Origin of the sequence: Micromonospora yasonensis, assembly GCF_026013475.1 — a bacterium.
In the GTDB taxonomy this organism is placed as follows: Bacteria; Actinomycetota; Actinomycetes; order Mycobacteriales; family Micromonosporaceae; genus Micromonospora; species Micromonospora yasonensis.
The window spans coordinates 24,604-41,664 of sequence record NZ_JAPDPH010000043.1; the positions used below are offsets into that span (position 1 = coordinate 24,604).

General features: G+C 75.2%; 13 protein-coding genes. 3 read left to right on the top strand and 10 right to left on the bottom strand.

Translation table 11 applies throughout. The features are described from left to right. Positions 1 to 99: 99 nt before the first annotated feature. The gene (locus ONA70_RS12105) at positions 100 to 465 is read right to left on the bottom strand and encodes a YciI family protein (protein WP_123241975.1); all 366 of its coding nucleotides are present in this window, start codon (positions 463 to 465) and stop codon (positions 100 to 102) included. Positions 466 to 693: 228 nt separating this feature from the next. Here ONA70_RS12105 and ONA70_RS12110 point away from each other — a divergent pair, with 228 nt between their 5' ends. Then, positions 694 to 3,672: a SpoIIE family protein phosphatase gene (locus tag ONA70_RS12110; RefSeq protein ID WP_265006483.1), complete on the top strand. Its 2,979-nt coding sequence runs from the start codon at positions 694 to 696 to the stop codon at positions 3,670 to 3,672. Positions 3,673 to 3,785: 113 nt separating this feature from the next. On the opposite strand, the gene ONA70_RS12115 is transcribed toward ONA70_RS12110, so the two are convergent. The 4 genes from ONA70_RS12115 to ONA70_RS12130 all read right to left on the bottom strand — a co-directional run bounded on the left by ONA70_RS12115 (position 3,786) and on the right by ONA70_RS12130 (position 8,473). Next, positions 3,786 to 4,583, bottom strand: a complete 798-nt coding sequence (locus ONA70_RS12115) for a lipase family alpha/beta hydrolase (RefSeq protein ID WP_265006484.1) — start codon at positions 4,581 to 4,583, stop codon at positions 3,786 to 3,788. Between the two features lie 166 nt (positions 4,584 to 4,749). Continuing rightward, entirely contained in the window at positions 4,750 to 5,013 is a 264-nt protein-coding gene (locus tag ONA70_RS12120) for a DUF6244 family protein (RefSeq protein ID WP_265006485.1), read from the bottom strand. Between the two features lie 86 nt (positions 5,014 to 5,099). Further along, a complete protein-coding gene (locus ONA70_RS12125) occupies positions 5,100 to 5,903 on the bottom strand; it encodes a hypothetical protein (RefSeq protein WP_265006486.1) in 804 nt (267 codons plus the stop codon). After that, positions 5,900 to 8,473 (bottom strand): FtsK/SpoIIIE domain-containing protein, encoded by a 2,574-nt coding sequence (locus tag ONA70_RS12130; protein ID WP_265006487.1) that lies wholly within the window; start codon positions 8,471 to 8,473, stop codon positions 5,900 to 5,902. The genes ONA70_RS12125 and ONA70_RS12130 overlap by 4 nt, the downstream gene beginning before the upstream one ends. Positions 8,474 to 8,660: 187 nt before the next feature. Here ONA70_RS12130 and ONA70_RS12135 point away from each other — a divergent pair, with 187 nt between their 5' ends. Further along, entirely contained in the window at positions 8,661 to 10,082 is a 1,422-nt protein-coding gene (locus ONA70_RS12135; RefSeq protein ID WP_265006488.1) for a PhoX family protein, read from the top strand. Between the two features lie 52 nt (positions 10,083 to 10,134). Here ONA70_RS12135 and ONA70_RS12140 read toward each other — a convergent pair whose 3' ends face one another. Then, positions 10,135 to 10,476 carry a hypothetical protein gene (locus ONA70_RS12140; RefSeq protein WP_265006489.1) on the bottom strand — a complete coding sequence of 114 codons (342 nt, stop codon included), beginning with the start codon at positions 10,474 to 10,476 and terminating at the stop codon, positions 10,135 to 10,137. 70 nt (positions 10,477 to 10,546) lie between these two features. After that, the gene (locus tag ONA70_RS12145; protein WP_265006490.1) at positions 10,547 to 11,128 is read right to left on the bottom strand and encodes a TetR/AcrR family transcriptional regulator; all 582 of its coding nucleotides are present in this window, start codon (positions 11,126 to 11,128) and stop codon (positions 10,547 to 10,549) included. 308 nt (positions 11,129 to 11,436) lie between these two features. Here ONA70_RS12145 and ONA70_RS12150 point away from each other — a divergent pair, with 308 nt between their 5' ends. Continuing rightward, positions 11,437 to 12,894, top strand: a complete 1,458-nt coding sequence (locus ONA70_RS12150; protein ID WP_265006491.1) for an MFS transporter — start codon at positions 11,437 to 11,439, stop codon at positions 12,892 to 12,894. Positions 12,895 to 12,936: 42 nt separating this feature from the next. Here the strand turns inward: ONA70_RS12150 and ONA70_RS12155 are convergent, their stop codons facing one another. The 3 genes from ONA70_RS12155 to ONA70_RS12165 form a co-directional block, all read right to left on the bottom strand. Continuing rightward, the gene (locus tag ONA70_RS12155; RefSeq protein ID WP_265006492.1) at positions 12,937 to 14,583 is read right to left on the bottom strand and encodes an MFS transporter; all 1,647 of its coding nucleotides are present in this window, start codon (positions 14,581 to 14,583) and stop codon (positions 12,937 to 12,939) included. 213 nt (positions 14,584 to 14,796) lie between these two features. After that, entirely contained in the window at positions 14,797 to 16,314 is a 1,518-nt protein-coding gene (locus tag ONA70_RS12160) for a glutamate synthase subunit beta (RefSeq protein ID WP_265006493.1), read from the bottom strand. Continuing rightward, positions 16,307 to 17,061 (bottom strand): GltB/FmdC/FwdC-like GXGXG domain-containing protein (locus ONA70_RS12165; RefSeq protein ID WP_454557354.1); only part of this gene is annotated, 755 nt, incomplete at its 5' end. The genes ONA70_RS12165 and ONA70_RS12160, both read right to left, overlap by 8 nt.

Below are 17,061 nucleotides of genomic sequence, written 5' to 3' on the forward strand. Positions count from 1 at the left end.
CCGGCTGACCACTGCCCGAGTCGACGCGACCACGTTCGGTGACGGCCGATGCCGGACCGATCTGGCGCGCTCGGGGGGTGCCGCCGGGTGCGGTAGGGGTCAGCTCTGCGTCTTGGCGAGCGGGAACTCCAGCGAGCCGGCCGGGCAGAGGAAGGTCAGCACGTCCACCCGGTAGAGCCCGGCCTGCACCGCCGGGTCGGCCTCCATCACGCTGCGCACGTCGTCCACCGAGCCGGTGCGGGCCAGGCCGAAACCGATCGGCGGGTCCGGCTCGCGGGCCGGGCCGTCCACCGAGCCGTCGATCAGGATGATGCCCCGCCGGTGCAGCGCCTGCATGTGCTGCAGGTGCTCGGCCTGGAGCCGCTGCACCGTCTCCTCCGGCAGCGCCCGGCCGGACGGCCCCGGGTAGAGCACGATGCACTCGTACGTGTCGAGCGCGAAGTCGACCCGCGGGGTCGCGGCCATGGCGCACCTCCAGACGTACGTCCCGCCTCCGGCTCAGCGTCGCACGGCACGCCCCGCCGTCACGGTCGCTCGGCGCAACTGCCGGTCCGGTGGCCCGATTGCCGACCGGCTGCGTCGTTCGTCCCCGCGACGCACCCGACCAGCAAGATCGAAAACGGTGGCACCGGGGGGTGGCGCTGGTACGTTTCGGGGTATCGCCGACGCGCCCATGTCGAGCGGAGGTCCCGGGTGAACGACAGCACGTCGGACGGCCTCCGGTGGCCGGACGTCTTCGCCACGGGCGGGGAGATGGGTGCCGCGATCGCCGCCCACGACTGGTCCGCCACCGCGCTCGGTCCGATCGACTCCTGGCCGCAGAGCCTGCGCACCGCGGTGAGCATCTGTCTGCACTCGCGCCTGCCGACCGCCCTCTGGTGGGGCGAGGAGCTGGTGATGCTCTACAACGACGCGTACCGGTCGGTCCTCGGAGCGGCCGGGCACGGCGCGCTGGGGCGGCCCGGCAAGCAGGTGTGGCCGGAAGCCTGGGACGTCGTCGGGCCGATGCTCACCGACGTGCTGGCCGGCCGGGGCGCCGCCGGCAACCAGGACCAACGGCTGCTGCTCGACCGCCCCGGCCTCGTCGAGGAGTGCTGGTTCAGCTTCTCCTGCAGCCCGATCATCGACGAGGCCGGCACGCCCGGCGGCGTGTTCGCCGTGGTCAGCGAGACCACGCACCGGGTGGTGAGCGACCGCCGGCTGCGGTTGCTCAGCACGCTCGGCGCCGCGCTGGTCGAGGTGACCGAGCCGGAGGAGGTGCTGTCCCGTACGGTCAAGGCGCTGGCCGGCAGCACGTCGGTGCTGCCGTTCGTCCGGCTCTACCTGGCCGATTCGGACGGCCTGCGGCCGGTCGCCGGCGACGACGCCGAACCCCCACCGGGCGCGGCGGCGTCCTGGCCGCTGGCCGAGGTGCTGGCGGACGGGCGGCTGCGGGTGCTCCCCGTCGACCCGCCCGACGGCCCGGACCGGCCCGGCGCCCACCAGGTCGCCGTGGTGCCGGTGCCGGAGCCCGGCGGCCCCGCCCCGACGGCGGTGCTGGTCGCCGGGTTCGACCCGCGCCGTCCGGTGGACGCCGACTCCCTCGCGTTCGTGGAGCTGCTGGCCGGCCACGTCGGCACCGCGCTCGCCGGAGCGCGCGCGCACCAGGCGGAGCACCGACGGGCGGCGGCGCTGGCCGAGCTGCGGCTGTTCCAGGCGCTGGTGGAACGCTCGGGCGATTTCATCGCGGTGGCCACCCCCGACGGCCGGACCGTCTACGTGAACCCGGCCGGCCGGGCGCTGGTCGGGCTCGGCGACACCGACCGGGTGGATGGGCTGGGGCTGGTCGACTTCGCCGCCCCGGACGTCCGGGACCTGTGGCGCACCGAGCTGATCCCGACCGCGCTGCGGCAGGGCCACCACCGAGCGGAGAGCCGGCTGGTCCGGCTGGACACCGGCGAGCAGCTCGACGTGGACCACCAGACCTTCACGGTGACCACCGGCGACGAGCGGGACACCGCCGCCTTCGTGGCCACGGTGGCGCGGGACGTCACCGACCGGCAGCGGGCGCTGCGGCAGGCCGAGGCGCTGGCCCGGTTGGCCGGGGCGCTCAGCTCGGCCCGGGGTCGAGCCGCCATCGTGGACGTGGTGACCACCGTCGCCCCGGCGGTGGTGGACGCCGCCGTGCTGCGGGTGGCGATCGCCCGACCGGGCGCCACCCTGCTCGACGTGGCCGGCGGGGGCACCCCGACCGGGCAGCTCCCGGTCGACGCCGACGAGCCGCTGGCCCGGGCCGTACGCGAGAACGCGGTGCTCCCGCTGCCCGCCGACGGCGCGGGCACGACCGGCATCTGCCTGCCGCTGCGCTACGGCGACGGCGGCGCGCTGGGCGCGCTGGAGGCGCGCTGGTTCCGGCCGGTGGCCGACGACGAGGCGCTGCGCAACCTGCTGGACGCGGTGGCCGGGCTCTGCAGCCAGGCCCTGCAGCGCGCCGAGCTGACCGGCTCGGCGCAGGCGATGGCGGAGTTCGCGGCCCGGCTGAGCGTGGCCCGGTCGACCGCGGAGGCGATCGAGGTGATCCTGGACGCGGCGCCGGTCGCGCTCGGGGCGGTGCTGCCAGGGCTGGCCATGCGGGACGAGGGACGGCTGGTCCGGCTCTGGTACCACGACGTGCCGGAGGCGCTCTCCACCACGTTCCACGACCTCACCATCGACGACCCGCGGCCGATCGTGCGGGCGCTGCGCACCGGCGAACGGGTCATCCTGCGCGACCGCGCCGACTTCGCCGTCCGGTTCCCCGGCCTGCCCGACCCGGTCGGCGCGCACGGCGTGGTCACCACCGTCGCGTTGCCGCTGTTCGACGCGCAGCGCGGGCCGATCGCCGCGCTGGCCTTCGGGTGGTTCCGGGAGCGGCCGCTGCGGGAGAGCGACCTGGCGCTGCTGGACACCATCGCCGACCTGTGCGAGCAGACCCTGGAACGGGTACGCCTCGCCGCCGCCGAGCACAACCTGGTGACCCGGCTGGCCGGGCGGCTGCGCAGCTCCGCGCTGACCACCCCGGACGGGCTGGAGATCGCCACCCGCTACCAGCCGGCGATGACCGGCCTGCACCTCGGCGGCGACTGGTACGACCTGGTCCGGCAGGACGGCGACCGGCTCGCCGTGGTGGTCGGCGACGTGGTCGGCCACCAGGTGGAGGCGGCCGCCGACATGGCGCAGCTGCGCACCATGCTGAACACCCTGATCCGGTTGGGCGTCCCGCTGGAGGAGCTGTTCCTCCGGCTGACCGAGCTGCTCGGGGTCGGTTTCCTCGGCACCTGCCTGGTCGTGGTGGTGGACCCGGCCAGCCGGGCCGCGCACGTGGTGCGCGCCGGGCACCCGCACCCGGTGCTGCTGCGCGCCGGTCAGGAACCGCGGACCGTGCAGACGAAGAACGCGCTACCGCTGGGCATGGTCGACGGGCCGATGACCGTGACCACCGTGCCGTTCGAACCCGGTGACCTGCTGGTGACGTACACCGACGGGCTGGTGGAGCGACGCGGCCAGCCGTACGACGAGGGCGTGGCGGCGCTGCACCGGGCGCTGGCCGCGGTCCGGGACGAGCCGGCGGAGGCGATCGCGGACGCTCTGCTACGGGACCTGCCGCCCACCGACGACGACCGCGCGCTGGTGGTCCTGCGCCACACCGGCTGAGGTCTCCCCCCTCCCCCAACCCCGCCGCGCAACTTCAGGGAAGTTGCTGCCTCGGCGCGCCGGGAGGCGACAACGTCCGGGAAGTTGCGCGGATCTCGACGGGGGTGGGGGTGTCAGAGGGCGAAGCAGTCGGGCCGGATCGGGGCGTCGGTGAGTGCCTGCCGGATGATGCTGTACGTCGTCCCGTCGAGCACCAGCCCGACGTGGCCGACGACCCGCAGCGGGCACCACCCCTGGACCAGGACGTTGCTGGCGCCGTCGGCCAGGACCGCGTTGTCGACCGGGCGGACCAGCTCATCCTGCCAGGTACGGACGGTGGTCCAGCGGACGGTGCCAGGAGTGTCGTCGCCGCTGTTGAGGTCGGCGAGGAAGCTCGACCCGATGGACATCTGCTGGCAGGCGACGACGCCCACGCAGCTGCCCAGGCCGACGAAGTTGATGATGTTGGCGACGTAGGTGCCGTACTGCGGGGTGCCGAGGCTGATGTAGTGGTCGACCTTGTCGGCGCCGCCGAGGTACTTCACGTACCAGCGGCTGACCAGGCCACCCTCGGAGTGGGTGACCAGGTCGACCTTGGCGGCCCCGGTCGCGGCGCGGACCCGGTCCACGTAGGACGACAGGGCGCGGGCCGACTCCCGGATGTCGCCGACGCCGAGATCCGGCAGTTCGTAGATGAAAACCCGGTAGCCGTCGAGGCTCAGCCGGGCGTCGAGCGGCTCGTACGCGATGGAGATTCCGATCAGGCCACCGACGACGATGACCGGGTTGGCGCCGGCGGCGGCGAGGGTCGACCCGTCGGCCGTGGCGGTGACGGCGGTGGCGGTGCGCGGCGCGGCGGCCTGGGCGGCGGTGGCCGGGACGAGCAGGGCGGTGACGGTGGTGGCGGCGGCCAGGATCGTTCGGAGCAGCATGGCTGCACCTCCGGTGGGAGGCACCCGGAGAACCGGGAGGGGGACGGGTGGTGGGATCCGATCGATCGTGGCAACGATGATGCGTGTCCGATTTCACGCGCGTCAATGGAAAGTTACGCGCCAGTAACCCGTTCTCGCGCCGGAGGCACAAACTCGCGAATCAGACTCAGCTCCCCAGCGCCTGGACCTTGGCGATCGTCTCCTGCACGTGCTGCCGGGCGGGATCACCGCCCTGGGCCGCCTGGGCCAGCCCCTGCCGGTAGGCGTCGATCATGCCGAGCAACGGTCCGGCCGCCACGCCCTCCAGCGCGCCGGCCACCAGCGCCCGCGCCTCGGCGGCGTCCTGGGCCGCGGCCGCCGTCTTGGCCCTCGCCTCGTCCAACTTCTGCGCGGCCGCCGCCAGCCTGGCGATGATCTGCGCTGCGCTCACACACCCTCCCCGGTCGCCCGGCTCATCGACGCCGGCCACGCAGGAGCCTACGAGACGAGGGCACGCCACGCGACCACCCGATCACCTCAGCGCAGCAGGCGGAAGGCCAGCAGGTAGACGCAGAACAGGCCGGAGGAGAGCAGGGCACAGAGGACGAAGCCGAGCGGGACGTACCGCGACGGGGGGCTGTCGCCCCCGAGCACCGGCCTGCCCCAGCGGGCCAGCACGAGCTGGCCGGCCAGGAAGGACAGCAGCGGAACGCCCGCACAGGCGGCCGCGGCCACCAGGTCCAGCCCGCTCACCGGCAGCGGCGAGCCGACCAGGGTGGCGAGCATCAGCAGCGAGCCGACCAGCGCACACGCCGCGTACACCGCGACCGCCCGGCCGAGCGGCGACCAGGTGGGCAGCAGCACGGGCCGGTGGGCGAGGGCCTCGGCCTGCTGGCCGTACCGGTCGGCCTCGTCGGCGAGCTGCCGGACCGCGGCCAGCTCCGCCATCGGGTCACCCTCCCGAGCCGCGGGCACCGTCGCTTCCGGGTACGCCCCGACCCCCGGCTGCCCCGGCGCGGCGGCTGCACCGCCGGCCAGCACCGCCCCGGTTCCGGACGCCCCGGCCGGCGCGGCACTCGACGGCGGCACCGGCGCGGCGCCGACCGCGGCGGCCGGTGACCCGACCGGCACCGGGGCGTCCTCCGGCGACGGGGAGACACCGATGGCCCGGCCGAGCTGGTCGAGCCGCTGCCCCTGGGCGGCGAGCCGCTGGCCGAGCTGGTCGACGGCGGCCTGCAGGTTCCGTCGGCGTTCCGCCTCGGCGGCGATCGCCTGCTCCCCGCCGCGCTGCCGCGCCGAGAGCTCCCGGGCCAGAGCCGCGTACTCCTCGAATTCGGTCACCGGTCGTCTCCGTCGGCCACGAAGGGCACCATCAGGGCGGTCCGTTGGTCGTGCCGGTCGACCAGGAGGGCGCGGCCGTCGCGGGGGGTGTAGGCGAGGTCGTGCGCGCCGAGGTACAGGCCGAGGTCCGCGCCGGGCACGTTCAGTGCGACCAGGCAGGCGATGTCGTCGCGGTTCTGGCTGCCGCCGAGGTCCTCGCCGAGCCGGCGTAGCCCGCGCCACCAGCCGAGCAGGTGCACGCCGCGCGCCGGGCCCTCGCGCAGCACGGCCCGCAGGTCGTCGTGCCCGGAGCGGAACGTCCCCGGCTCGGTCGCGGCCAGGGTGCCGGCCGCCGCGTCCATCCCGAACACCACCAGATAGGTGCGGCGGGCTTCGCCCGGTCCGGCGGCCAGGTCGGCGAGCTGGGCGCGCAACTCCGCCGCGTCGAGGCGGCGGACCGGGTGGCGGGCGGCGGCGAGGGTCATCGCCAGGTCGTCGGCGAGCCCGGTGGTGCCGGGCGCGAGCGGGGCGAGCAGGAAGCGGGCCGTACCGGGGGCGTGCCGCCGGGCCAGGCTGAGCACGGCCGACCGGAGCACGTCCGCCCCGGCCTCGGCGGTGCCGACCACGGCCAGATGCCGGCCGGGGCCGGCGTCGAGGCGGAACGCGGCGGCGGTGCCGGCGACGTCGACGAGGCGGCCGACCAGCGCCAGCGGCGGGTCGTCGCCCGGCCGCAACCCGGTCCAGGTGGGATCGTCGGCCAGCCGGGGAGTCTCGTAACCGCGGAAGACCGTCGGCGGCGGCGAGCCGGCAGGCCGGGCCTGACACAGCTCGTGCCGCAGGGTAACCAACTCGGCCGCCGCGGCGTGCGCGTCGGGGAAGCGGACCACGGTGTTCGCGCCGGCCGCGCCGCCCGCGGTGTTGACCACGGCCGTGCCGACGGTCAACGCCGCGGCGGCGTCGTTGAGCGGGTCGAGCACCGCGCCGCCGCCGGGCAGCGCGACCCGCAGCGGGAACTGGCCGAAGATCGCCTCGGCCCGGCCGTAGAGGGCCTCCACGCCGGTGGTGCTCTGGCTGGCCAGCACCAGGTGCAGGCCGTACGAGCGGCCCTTGCGGGCCAGTTCCTCGAGCAGGTCGACGGCCCGCCGGGCGAGCGCGTCGTTGCCCGCGAAGAGCACCTGGAACTCGTCGATCACGGTGACGATCCGGGGCGGCCGGACGTTCGGCGGCAGGTCGGCGAGCTTGCTGAGGCCGTGGCGCTTCAGCAGGTCCGCCCGGCGGGTCAGCTCGTCGCGCAGCTCGCGCAGGACGGCCACGCCGTACTCGCGGTCGGACTCGATGCCGACCGCCAGGGCGTGCGGCAGCCAGGACGGGTCGCGCTCGGTCGGGACGAACTCGGTGAAGCTGACCCCCTCCTTGAAGTCGAGCAGGAGCAGCTGCAGCTCGGTGGGGGCGTACCGGGCGGCCAGCCCGTAGAGCACGTCGAGCAGGAAGACCGTCTTGCCCGCGCCGGTGCGCCCGCCGACCAGCCAGTGCGGGGTGGCGTCGTCGAAGGCGACGGTGAACGGCTCGCGGCCGACGGCTCCAGGTCGCGGCGCGGCGTCAGACGCGCCGAGCTGGAGTTGTCGCCCGACGCGGCCGAGCACGGTACGCAGTCCGGCCGCGGACGACTCGGCCCACCGGCGGGCCGGCAGCAGGTCGGTGAAGGTGACGACCTCGGCCCGGCGGGTGGCCGCGGCGAGCTGCCGGGCCAGCCCGCTGACCGTGGCGTGCGAGGGGTCGCCGTCGAGCACCACCGGGGCGGCGAGGCCGACGCCGTCGCCGCTGTACGGCCGCCCGGGCGGGTCGCCGACCAGCACGTACCGCTCGCCGAGCCGGAGCTGGGTGGTGGCGCCGAGCGGCGGCGGGGTCTCGCCCGGGCCGGCGGCGGGGTAGCCGGCGAGCAGCACGCAGACCGCGGCGGCCGGGCCGGCATGGGTGAGCGCGGCCAGCCGGGCCAGCTCGCGCGGCGCCGGGGCGGACGCGACGACGAGCAGCAGCAGTTCCTGGTCGTCGCGGGCGACGTGCTGGGCGGCCCGGGCGTGCCGTTCCGCCTCGTCCAGCAGGGCGGCCACCTCGGCCGCGGTGGTGGCGGTGGGGCCGAGCACGCCGGCGTCGAGCAGCGGGCGCAGCGGCAGGAAGGCGGCGCCGAAGGCGGCCGGATCGATGCCGGCGACCCGGACCGTGCCGGCCGGCGCGGCGGCGAGCAGTTGGGCCACCACGGCGCGCAGCAGCTCGCCGACCCGGGGGTCGCGGGCGTCGGCGTCCACCGCGAGGTGGCTGCCGCCGCCCAACGGCACCAGCGCCGGGAAGCCGCCGTCGAAGGTGGTGGCCTCACCGACCCGTACCGGGACCGGGGTGCTGACCGGACGGGCGGTGCCGGGCGCGGGGGCGGCCAGCGCGGCGCCGAGGCGGGCCAGCCGGGCGACCAGCTCGGGGCTGCCGGGAGCGACCGGCTCGGCGGCGGCGAGGGACCGGCGCACCGCCGCCCAGCGGCGCAGCGCCTGCCGGTGCAGGGCCAGCGCCTGCCCGTACGCCGTCGCGAGCCTGCCCACCGTCCGCCCTCCGACGTCGCGGTCCCGATCGAGGGAACCCTAACGGACGCGCGCCGGCCCGGCACAGTACGTGACGCGCACTCAGGATTTGTCTACTGTTCACCCCACGGATCCCGGCCGCGTCGGCAGCGTTCCACCGTCCCCGTTTGCCTGCAGTCGGAACCATCGTGAACAGGAAGGCGACGACGTGAGCTCCTCCTCCATTTCCCGCCGGGCCATGCTGCGCACCGGCGCGGCCGGCGCGCTCGGCATCGTGGTGGCCGGCAACCTGGACGTGATCGCGGGGCCGGCGGCGGCCCGGGCCGCCGCCCGTCCGGCGGTCGGCTACGGCGAACTCGTCCCGGACCCGGCCGGCCTGCTGGCCCTGCCGCCCGGCTTCTCGTACACCATCGTGGCCCAGGCGGGCGCGACCCTGCTGGAGTCCGGCCAGCCGACCCCGAGCGACGCGGACGGCACCGGCTGCTTCCTCGGCCCCAACGGCTCGGTGCTGGTCAACAACCACGAGATCGGCGGCAGCGAGCCGTACCCGGTGCCGGCGCTGGCCGGGCTGACCTACGACCCGGGCGCCCGCGGCGGCACCACCAACATCGAGGTCGACGGGCAGGGCCGGCGGCTGCGCGAGTACGTCAGCGTGGCCGGCACGCACAACAACTGCGCCGGCGGCATCACCCCGTGGGGCACCTGGCTGACCTGCGAGGAGACCGAGCAGAAGGCCGGCGGGAAGTACCAGAAGGACCACGGGTACGTGTTCGAGGTGGACCCGCACGACCGGGCCGCCAACCAGAACCCGGTGCCGCTGAAGTTCCTCGGCCGGTACGCGCACGAGGCGGTCGCGGTCGACCCGTACACCCACGCGATCTACCTGACCGAGGACGCCGGCGGGCCGAACGGGCTCTACTTCCGGTGGACGCCGCCGGCCGGCTTCCGAGGCGGCAAGGGCGCGCTGCGGGCCCTCGCCGAGCGTCCGGACGGGGACACCGCGGGCAGCCTCCAGGCGATGCGCTGCCTCCTGGGCGACCAGCACGTCGCCGACCTGGCCGCGGCCACCACCCCGGGCACCCGGTACAAGGTGGAGTGGGTGGACGTGCCGGACCGGGACGCGAAGACCGTCTCGGTGCGCAAGCAGTTCACCGACGAGCAGGTGACCCGCAGCCGCAAGCTGGAGGGCGCCTGGTGGGCCGACGGCGGGGCGTACTTCGTGGCCAGCTTCGCCCGGCACGCCGACGGCAGCGTCAACGAGCACGACGGCCAGGTCTGGTTCTACGACCCGCGGACGGAGACGGTCACGCTGAAGACGATCTTCGGGGTGAACCAGAACCCGGACGAGGAGGCCGGCAACTTCGACGGGCCGGACAACATCACCGTGTCGCCGTACGGCGGGGTGATCCTCGCCGAGGACGGCGAGGGCCTGTCGCACCTGGTCGGCGTCACCGAGCAGGGCAAGGCGTACCCGCTGGCCCGCAACGAGCTGAACGACAGCGAGTTCACCGGCCCGACGTTCAGCGCGGACGGGAAGATCCTGTTCGCCAACATCCAGTCCCCGGGCTACGTCTTCGCGATCACCGGCCCGTGGGGCCGGCCGAGCAACGCGGACCTCGCCGCCTCCTGAGTGGAACCGGGTCCGGCCGGCGGCTCTTCCGGGCCGCCGGCCGGACCGGCCGTCAGCCGGTGCGGCAGCCGGGATCCGGGCCGCCGTCGGCCACCCCGCAGTGGAACACCTCGACCGGTTCGACGGCCACGTCCGGCACCCGGGCCACGGTGAGCAGGGCGAGTCGCTTGGCGACCGGCTCGCCGGAGTCCGGGGCGTACCGGATCAGCCCGGCGACCCCGGGGTAGCCGCCGGCGTTCTGCCGCAGCACCTCGGCGTGCACGCCGACCGGGTTGACCGAGCGGGGTTCCCAGCGCCGGCCATTGTCGGCGTGCCGGAGCCGGGCGGCGAGGCTCTCCAGCGCCCGCACCATCATCATCGAAGCGTCGTACGCGAGGCTGACCCGCTCGCCCACCGGCGGCGACGCCGGTGACCCCCGGACGATCGGCTCGCCGCCGTTGTGGCGCGGAGCGGCTCGCGGGGCGTCAGCGCTGGGCGGCCGGGTAGCGCAGGCCGTCCAGGGCGATGGCCACCACCCGGTCGCGCTGCGTCGGCTCCGGGAACTGGTACGCGGTAATCCCGCTGAGGAGCCGCACCACGTCGTCGAAGCTGGCGTCCGGCCGGGCCGCTCCGGCCTCCTGGGCCCGGCGCAGCAACGGCTCGCCGGCGGCGTAGATCTCGGTGCGGCAACTACGGAAGACGTCGGAGTCGTGCACCAACTCCTCGGCGAGGGCGCGCTTGGTGGCGACGTAGGCGACGAACCGGTTCAGCCAGGCCACCAGGGCGTCCCACGGCGGCAGGTCGGCCAGATCGGCGGCGGACGCGCTGAGCGCGCGCACCTCCTCGACGTAGACCGCCTCGAACAGGTCACGCCGGGTGGGGAAGTTCCGGTAGAGCGTGCCGATGCCGACCCCGGCCCGCCGGGCGATCTCCTCCAGCGACGCGCCCGCGCCGCACTCGCCGAACACCTCCCGGGCGGCGGCGATCAACGCGTCGTAGTTCCGCCGGGCGTCGGCCCGCTTCGGGCGCCGCGCGAGGACCTCCCCCAGCTGGTCGGCGCTGGCCATGACGCGCGTCACCCCTCTCGTCTTGCAACCGGAGGCACCCCTCCACTACGTTAGTGGAGGCACCCCTCCGGAACTGACCGGAGCCATGCCTCCGGATAGCGTACTCCGGATTCTCCGCCCGATCCCATTTGGCGCGATCGGCGAACCAGACATCGGACCCAGGAGGTCCCGCCATGCCCGCGACCCGCTGACCCACCGGCAGCTTCCCGCCGCCACCACCGCCGGATCGCCCGGCCGCGGCCCCACGCGAGCCGTCGCCCGATCCCGCACGCACACCCTTACTTTCGTACGTGAACGGGAGTTTCTCCGTGCTCGAAACCGCCCGAACCGACTCGCGTCGGTTGACCTTCCTCGTCCTCGCGGCCGGCGCCGGCTTCTTCGCGATGCTCCAGTCGCTGATCACCCCGGTGCTGCCCACCATCCAGCACGACCTGCACACCTCCCAGAACACCGTGACCTGGGTGCTGACCGCGTACCTGCTCTCCGCGTCGATCTTCACCCCGGTCCTGGGCCGGATCGGCGACATGATCGGCAAGGAACGGACCCTGGTGGTCTCCCTCGCCGCGCTCGCGCTGGGCTGCCTGCTGGCGGCCGTCGCGCCCACCATCGGCGTGCTCATCGCCGCCCGGGTCGTCCAGGGCATCGGTGGCGCGGTGTTCCCGCTGTCGTTCGGGATCATCCGCGACGAGTTCCCCGCCGCGCGGGTGAGCTCGGCCGTAGCGGCGATCTCGGCGGTCGTCGCCGCCGGAGGCGGCCTCGGCGTCGTCCTGGCCGGGCCGATCGTCGGCACCCTGGGCTACCGCTGGCTGTTCTGGATCCCGATGGTCGTCGTCGGGCTCACCGCGCTCGCCGCGCACCGGTTCGTGCCCGAGTCGCCGGTCCGTACGCCCGGACAGATCAACTGGGCGGCCACCCTGCTGCTCTCCGGCTGGCTGGTGGCGCTGCTGCTGCCGGTCAGCAAGGGTGCCGTCTGGGGCTGGACCTCCGGTCGGGTGACCGGGCTGCTGGCGCTCGCCGGCGTGCTCCTGATCGCCTGGCTGGTGGCCGAGGCCCGCTCGGCGAACCCGCTGATCGACATGCGGATGATGCGGCTACCCGCGGTCTGGACCACCAACCTGGTCGCCCTCCTCTACGGCGCCTCGATGTTCGCCGTCTACGCCTTCCTGCCGCAGTTCGTGCAGATCCCGCCCAGCGCCGGCTACGGCTTCGGCGCCAGCGTCACCCAGGCCGGGCTGCTGATGCTGCCGATGCTGGTCGGCATGTTCGTCGCCGGCCTGGCCGCCGGTCGGCTGGCGGCGCGGTTCAGCGCCAAGGCGCAGCTGGCCACCGGCGCGGTGTTCAACGTGCTCGCCGCCGCGATGCTGACCGTGGCGCACGACACCCGCTGGGAGATCGGCGTGGCCGGCGCCCTGGTGGGACTCGGTATCGGGCTGGCGTTCGCCTCGATGGCCAACCTGATCGTGGCCAACGTGCCGGCCCGCCAGACCGGCGTGGCGACCGGCATGAACGCCAACATCCGCACCATCGGCGGCGCGATCGGCGCCGCGCTGGCCAGCAGCGTGATCACCGCCCACCCGCAGGCCGGCGGGCTGCCCCGGGAGGCCGGCTTCACCGCCGGTTTCCTGCTGCTCACCGGCATCTCACTGGCCGCCGCGCTGGCCGCCCTGGCCGTTCCCTCCGGCCGCCGGGCGGTGCGGGGACGGCGCGGCGAGCCGTCGACGCGCACCGCCGAGCCGGAACTCGAACTGGCGACGGCGGGCCGCTGACCTCGCTCACGGGGTCCGTGAACGCGCCGCACGCCGCGCCGGTCAGGCGGCGGGGCAGCCGTCGCGGTGCGCGGTGACCGGCCGGGTGCCGGTCAGCCGGGAACGGCGCCGGGACCGGTGCGGCGCGCAGGCGGCGCAGTCCTGCGCCGGGCGGACGGCCCGCCCGGGCCGGAGCCGGCCCGCGCCGGGGCGGGACGTGCCCGGGTGGACGCCGGACAGCACCGCCGGCGCGGCGCCGGAGGGAGTCGCCGGGGAGGCGCCGGCCAGGGCCGGCGAGGTGGCGGGCACGCCCACGGGGTGGGGCAGCGACGCGCGGCGGGCAGCCCCGAGCCCGGCGCCGGCCGGGCGGACGACGCGCGCGGCGGTGGCGACGGCCCGGCGTACCGGCCGCATGGCGGGCCCGGCCAGGACCAGGGTGAGCCGGCGTTCGCGCAACCGGTCCAGGGCCACCCCGGCCACGACGGTGGCGACCGCGGTCACCGTACCGGCCAGCACCAGCGTCTGCCGGGGGCCGACGTGCTCGGAGAGCCAGCCGAGCAACGGCGCGCCGACGGCGGCGGAGACCGAGCCGGTGACCGCAAGGGCGGCCAGCACCCGGCCCCGCACGGCGTAGTCGGTGTCGAGCTGGGCCCGGGCACCGACCGTGGTGTCGATGACCACTGCGGCGGCCGCCACCGGCAGGATCACCGCGGCGAAGCTCAGCGTGCCCGGGGCCAGGCCGGCGACGACCTGCAGGGTGCTGGCGAGCAGGCCCGCCCCGACCAGCACGCCGTAGCCCAGCTCGCGACGGCGGGCGGCGGCCAGCGCGCCGAGCACCGTGCCGACGGCGAAAACCGTGGAGAGGAAGCCGTAGCCGGAGGCGCCGCCGCGCAGCGGTCCCTCGCTCATCGCCGCCATGGTCACCTGGTAGTTGCGGCCCAGGCTGCCGAGCACGAACGACAACGCCAGAGCGACCAGCACCACCGGCTGGCGCAGCAGGTAGCCGAAGCCGGCCCGGATGCCGCCGTCCGCCGGGGCCGCCTCGGCCACCGACGACTCCAGCTCGGCGCGTCTTGCGCCCCGCCGCGACCTGGAGCCGTCGACCAGCTCGCCGGTGTGCCGCTCCCCCTCGCGTACGGCGAACAGGGCGACGACGACCGCGACGAAGCTGGCGGCGTTGGTCGCGAAGAGCAGCGCCGGGCCGACGGCGGCGACCACCACGGCGCCCAGGCTCATGCCGAGAATGCGGCCGGCCGAGTTGGTGAGCGAGCCCAGTGCCAGGGCGTTGCCGAGGCTCTCCCGGTCCACCAGGGTCGAGGACCAGCGACCCATCACCGGGCCCTCGATCGCCGACACCGCCCCGGTGACCAGGGAGATCGCGTAGATCGCGGGCAGGCCGCCGGCGCCGGTGACGGCGACCGCGGCCAGCCCGGCGGCGAGGGCCGCGTGTGCCGCCTGGGCGACGATCAGCAGCGGCTTGGCCGGCAGCCGGTCGGCCAGCGCGCCGCCCCAGACGCTGAGCACCAGGGTGGGCAGGGCCTGGAGCAGGACGGTGAGCCCCATGGAGGTCGCCGAGCCGGTCTCCGACATGACGTACCAGTTGACCCCGAGGACCTGCATCCAGGTCCCGATGACCGACACGAAACCGGCGCCGGCCCAGATCCGGTAGTTGCGGTGGCGCAGCGCGGCGAACGTGGCGCCGAGGGCCATGAGGATTTCCCCGTCCAGAAGGTGAACAGACGAAGCCGGACCCCCGCGGGTCCGGCCAGCGGACAAGTCTGGCCGCGCTTAAACCTCATGACGACAATTGGTGAGGCGGTTCACCAGGAAGGTCGGGCGTCCGGGACGGGCCCGGCACGAACCGGACCGGGAGACGGCGGCACCCCGGCCCAGCCGGACCGGGGTGCCGTGAGCCGGCTGTGGTCAGCGCGCCGCGAGTGGTTGCCGGGCCGGGTCGACCGGGGCGGGCAGGCTGCCCACGCCGCCGAGGTACGCGTGCACGGCCGCCGCGGCGGCCCGCCCCTCGGCGATCGCCCAGACGATCAGCGACGCGCCCCGGTGCATGTCACCGGCCACGAAGACGCCGTCGGCGTCGGTCTGCCAGTCCGGCCGGGCGTCGACCGCGCCCCGCGCGTTGCGGGTCACCCCGAGCTGGGGCAGCAGCGGCTGCTCCTCGGTGCCCTCGAAGCCGATGGCCAGCAGCACCAGGTCGGCCGGGAGTTCCCGTTCGGAGCCGGGCAGCACGGTCACGATCCGCCGGCCGTCCCGCTTCTCCACGGTCACCTCGGCGATGCGGACCGCCCTCACCTGGCCGGTGCCGTCGTCGACGAACTCCTGCACTGCCACGGCGAAGACCCGCTCGCCGCCCTCCTCGTGGGCGGGGTAGTTGCGCAGGATCCACGGCCAGGTGGGCCAGGGGTCGCGGGCGGCGTCCCGGCTGGCCGGGGGCTCCGGGTAGAGGTCGAGCTGGTGGACGCCGGCGGCGCCCTGCCGGTGGGCCACGCCGAGGCAGTCGGCGGCGGTGTCACCACCGCCGATGATCACGACGTGCTTGCCGGCCGCGTCGATCGGCGTGCCGTCTGGAAGCACCGCCAGGGCCGGCCGTCCCTCGCCCGCTGCGGCGACGACCCGATTGGCGGCTACCAGGTGCGCCATCGCCTGGTGTACGCCGCGCAGCGCCCGGCCCGGGGTCTGCGGGGTGTCCCGGCCCTGCAGCGCGCCGCAGGCGAGCAGCACCGCGTCGTGCTCGGCGCGCAACTGCTCGGCGGTCACGTCGACGCCGACGTTCACCCCGGTGCGGAAGCGCACCCCCTCGGCGGCGAGCTGGGCCACCCGCCGGTCGATGTGGTGCTTCTCCAGCTTGAAGTCGGGGATGCCGTAGCGGAGCAGGCCGCCCAGCGCGTCGTCCCGCTCGTACACGGTGACGGCGTGCCCGGCGCGGGCGAGCTGCTGGGCGGCGGCCAGCCCGGCGGGGCCGGAGCCGACCACGGCGACGGACGTCCCGGTCGGGGCCGGGGCCGGGCGGGGCCGCAGCCCGCCGCGGGCCACCGCCGCGTCGGCGATCTCCACCTCGACCTGCTTGATGGTGACCGGCTGCTGCCCCCCGAGGCCGAGCACGCAGGCCGCCTCGCAGGGCGCCGGGCAGAGCCGGCCGGTGAACTCGGGGAAGTTGTTGGTGGCGTGCAGCGACTCCACCGCGGCGTCCCAGGCGCCGGTGCGGACCAGGTCGTTCCAGTCCGGGATGCGATTGCCAAGAGGACAGCCGGCTGTGTCGCTTTGGCAGAACGGGATGCCGCAGTCCATGCACCGGGTGGCCTGCTCGCGGATCAGCTCCTCGCCGGCCGGCGGGTACACCTCCCGCCAGTCCATGATCCGCACCGGCACCGGCCGGCGGGCAGGCAGCCGCCGGTCGTAGCGCAGGAAACCGTTCGGGTCAGGCACGAGCCACCTCCTGGGCGACCGCCCGCGGCGCGGGCGGCACCGGCGCGGTGGACGTAAGGGCAGTCATCACCGCGTCGTCGACGTCGTGGCCGGCGGCTTCGGCGGCCCGCATGATCTCCAGCACCCGGCGGTAGTCCCGGGGTACCACGGCGGTGAACTCCTCCACCGCTTCCGGCCAGCGCTTGAGCAGCTCCTCGGCGACCGCCGAGTCGGTCTCCGCGAAATGCCGCTGGACGAGGTCGTGCAGCCGGTCCCGCTCCTCGTCGCGCAGCGGCGACAGGTCGACCAACTCGGTGTTGACCAGCTGCCGGTCGAGCTTCCAGACATACGCGGTGCCCCCGGACATGCCGGCGGCGAAGTTGCGCCCGCACCCGCCGAGCACCACCACCGTGCCGCCGGTCATGTACTCGCAGCCGTGGTCGCCCACGCCCTCGACCACCGCCACCGCGCCGGAGTTGCGCACCGCGAACCGCTCGCCGACCCGCCCGCGTAGGAAGACCTCGCCGCCGGTGGCTCCGTACAGGATGGTGTTGCCGGCGATGATCTGGTCCTCGGCCCGCGCGCCCGGCCCGGCCGCGTCGTCCGCGAACGGCGCGGCCTCGTCCGGACGGACGACGATCCGGCCGCCGGAGAGTCCCTTGCCGACGTAGTCGTTGGCGTCGCCCTCCAGCCGCAGGGTGACCCCGCGCGGCAGGAACGCGCCGAACGACTGGCCGGCGGTGCCGTGCAGCACGATCTCGATGGTGT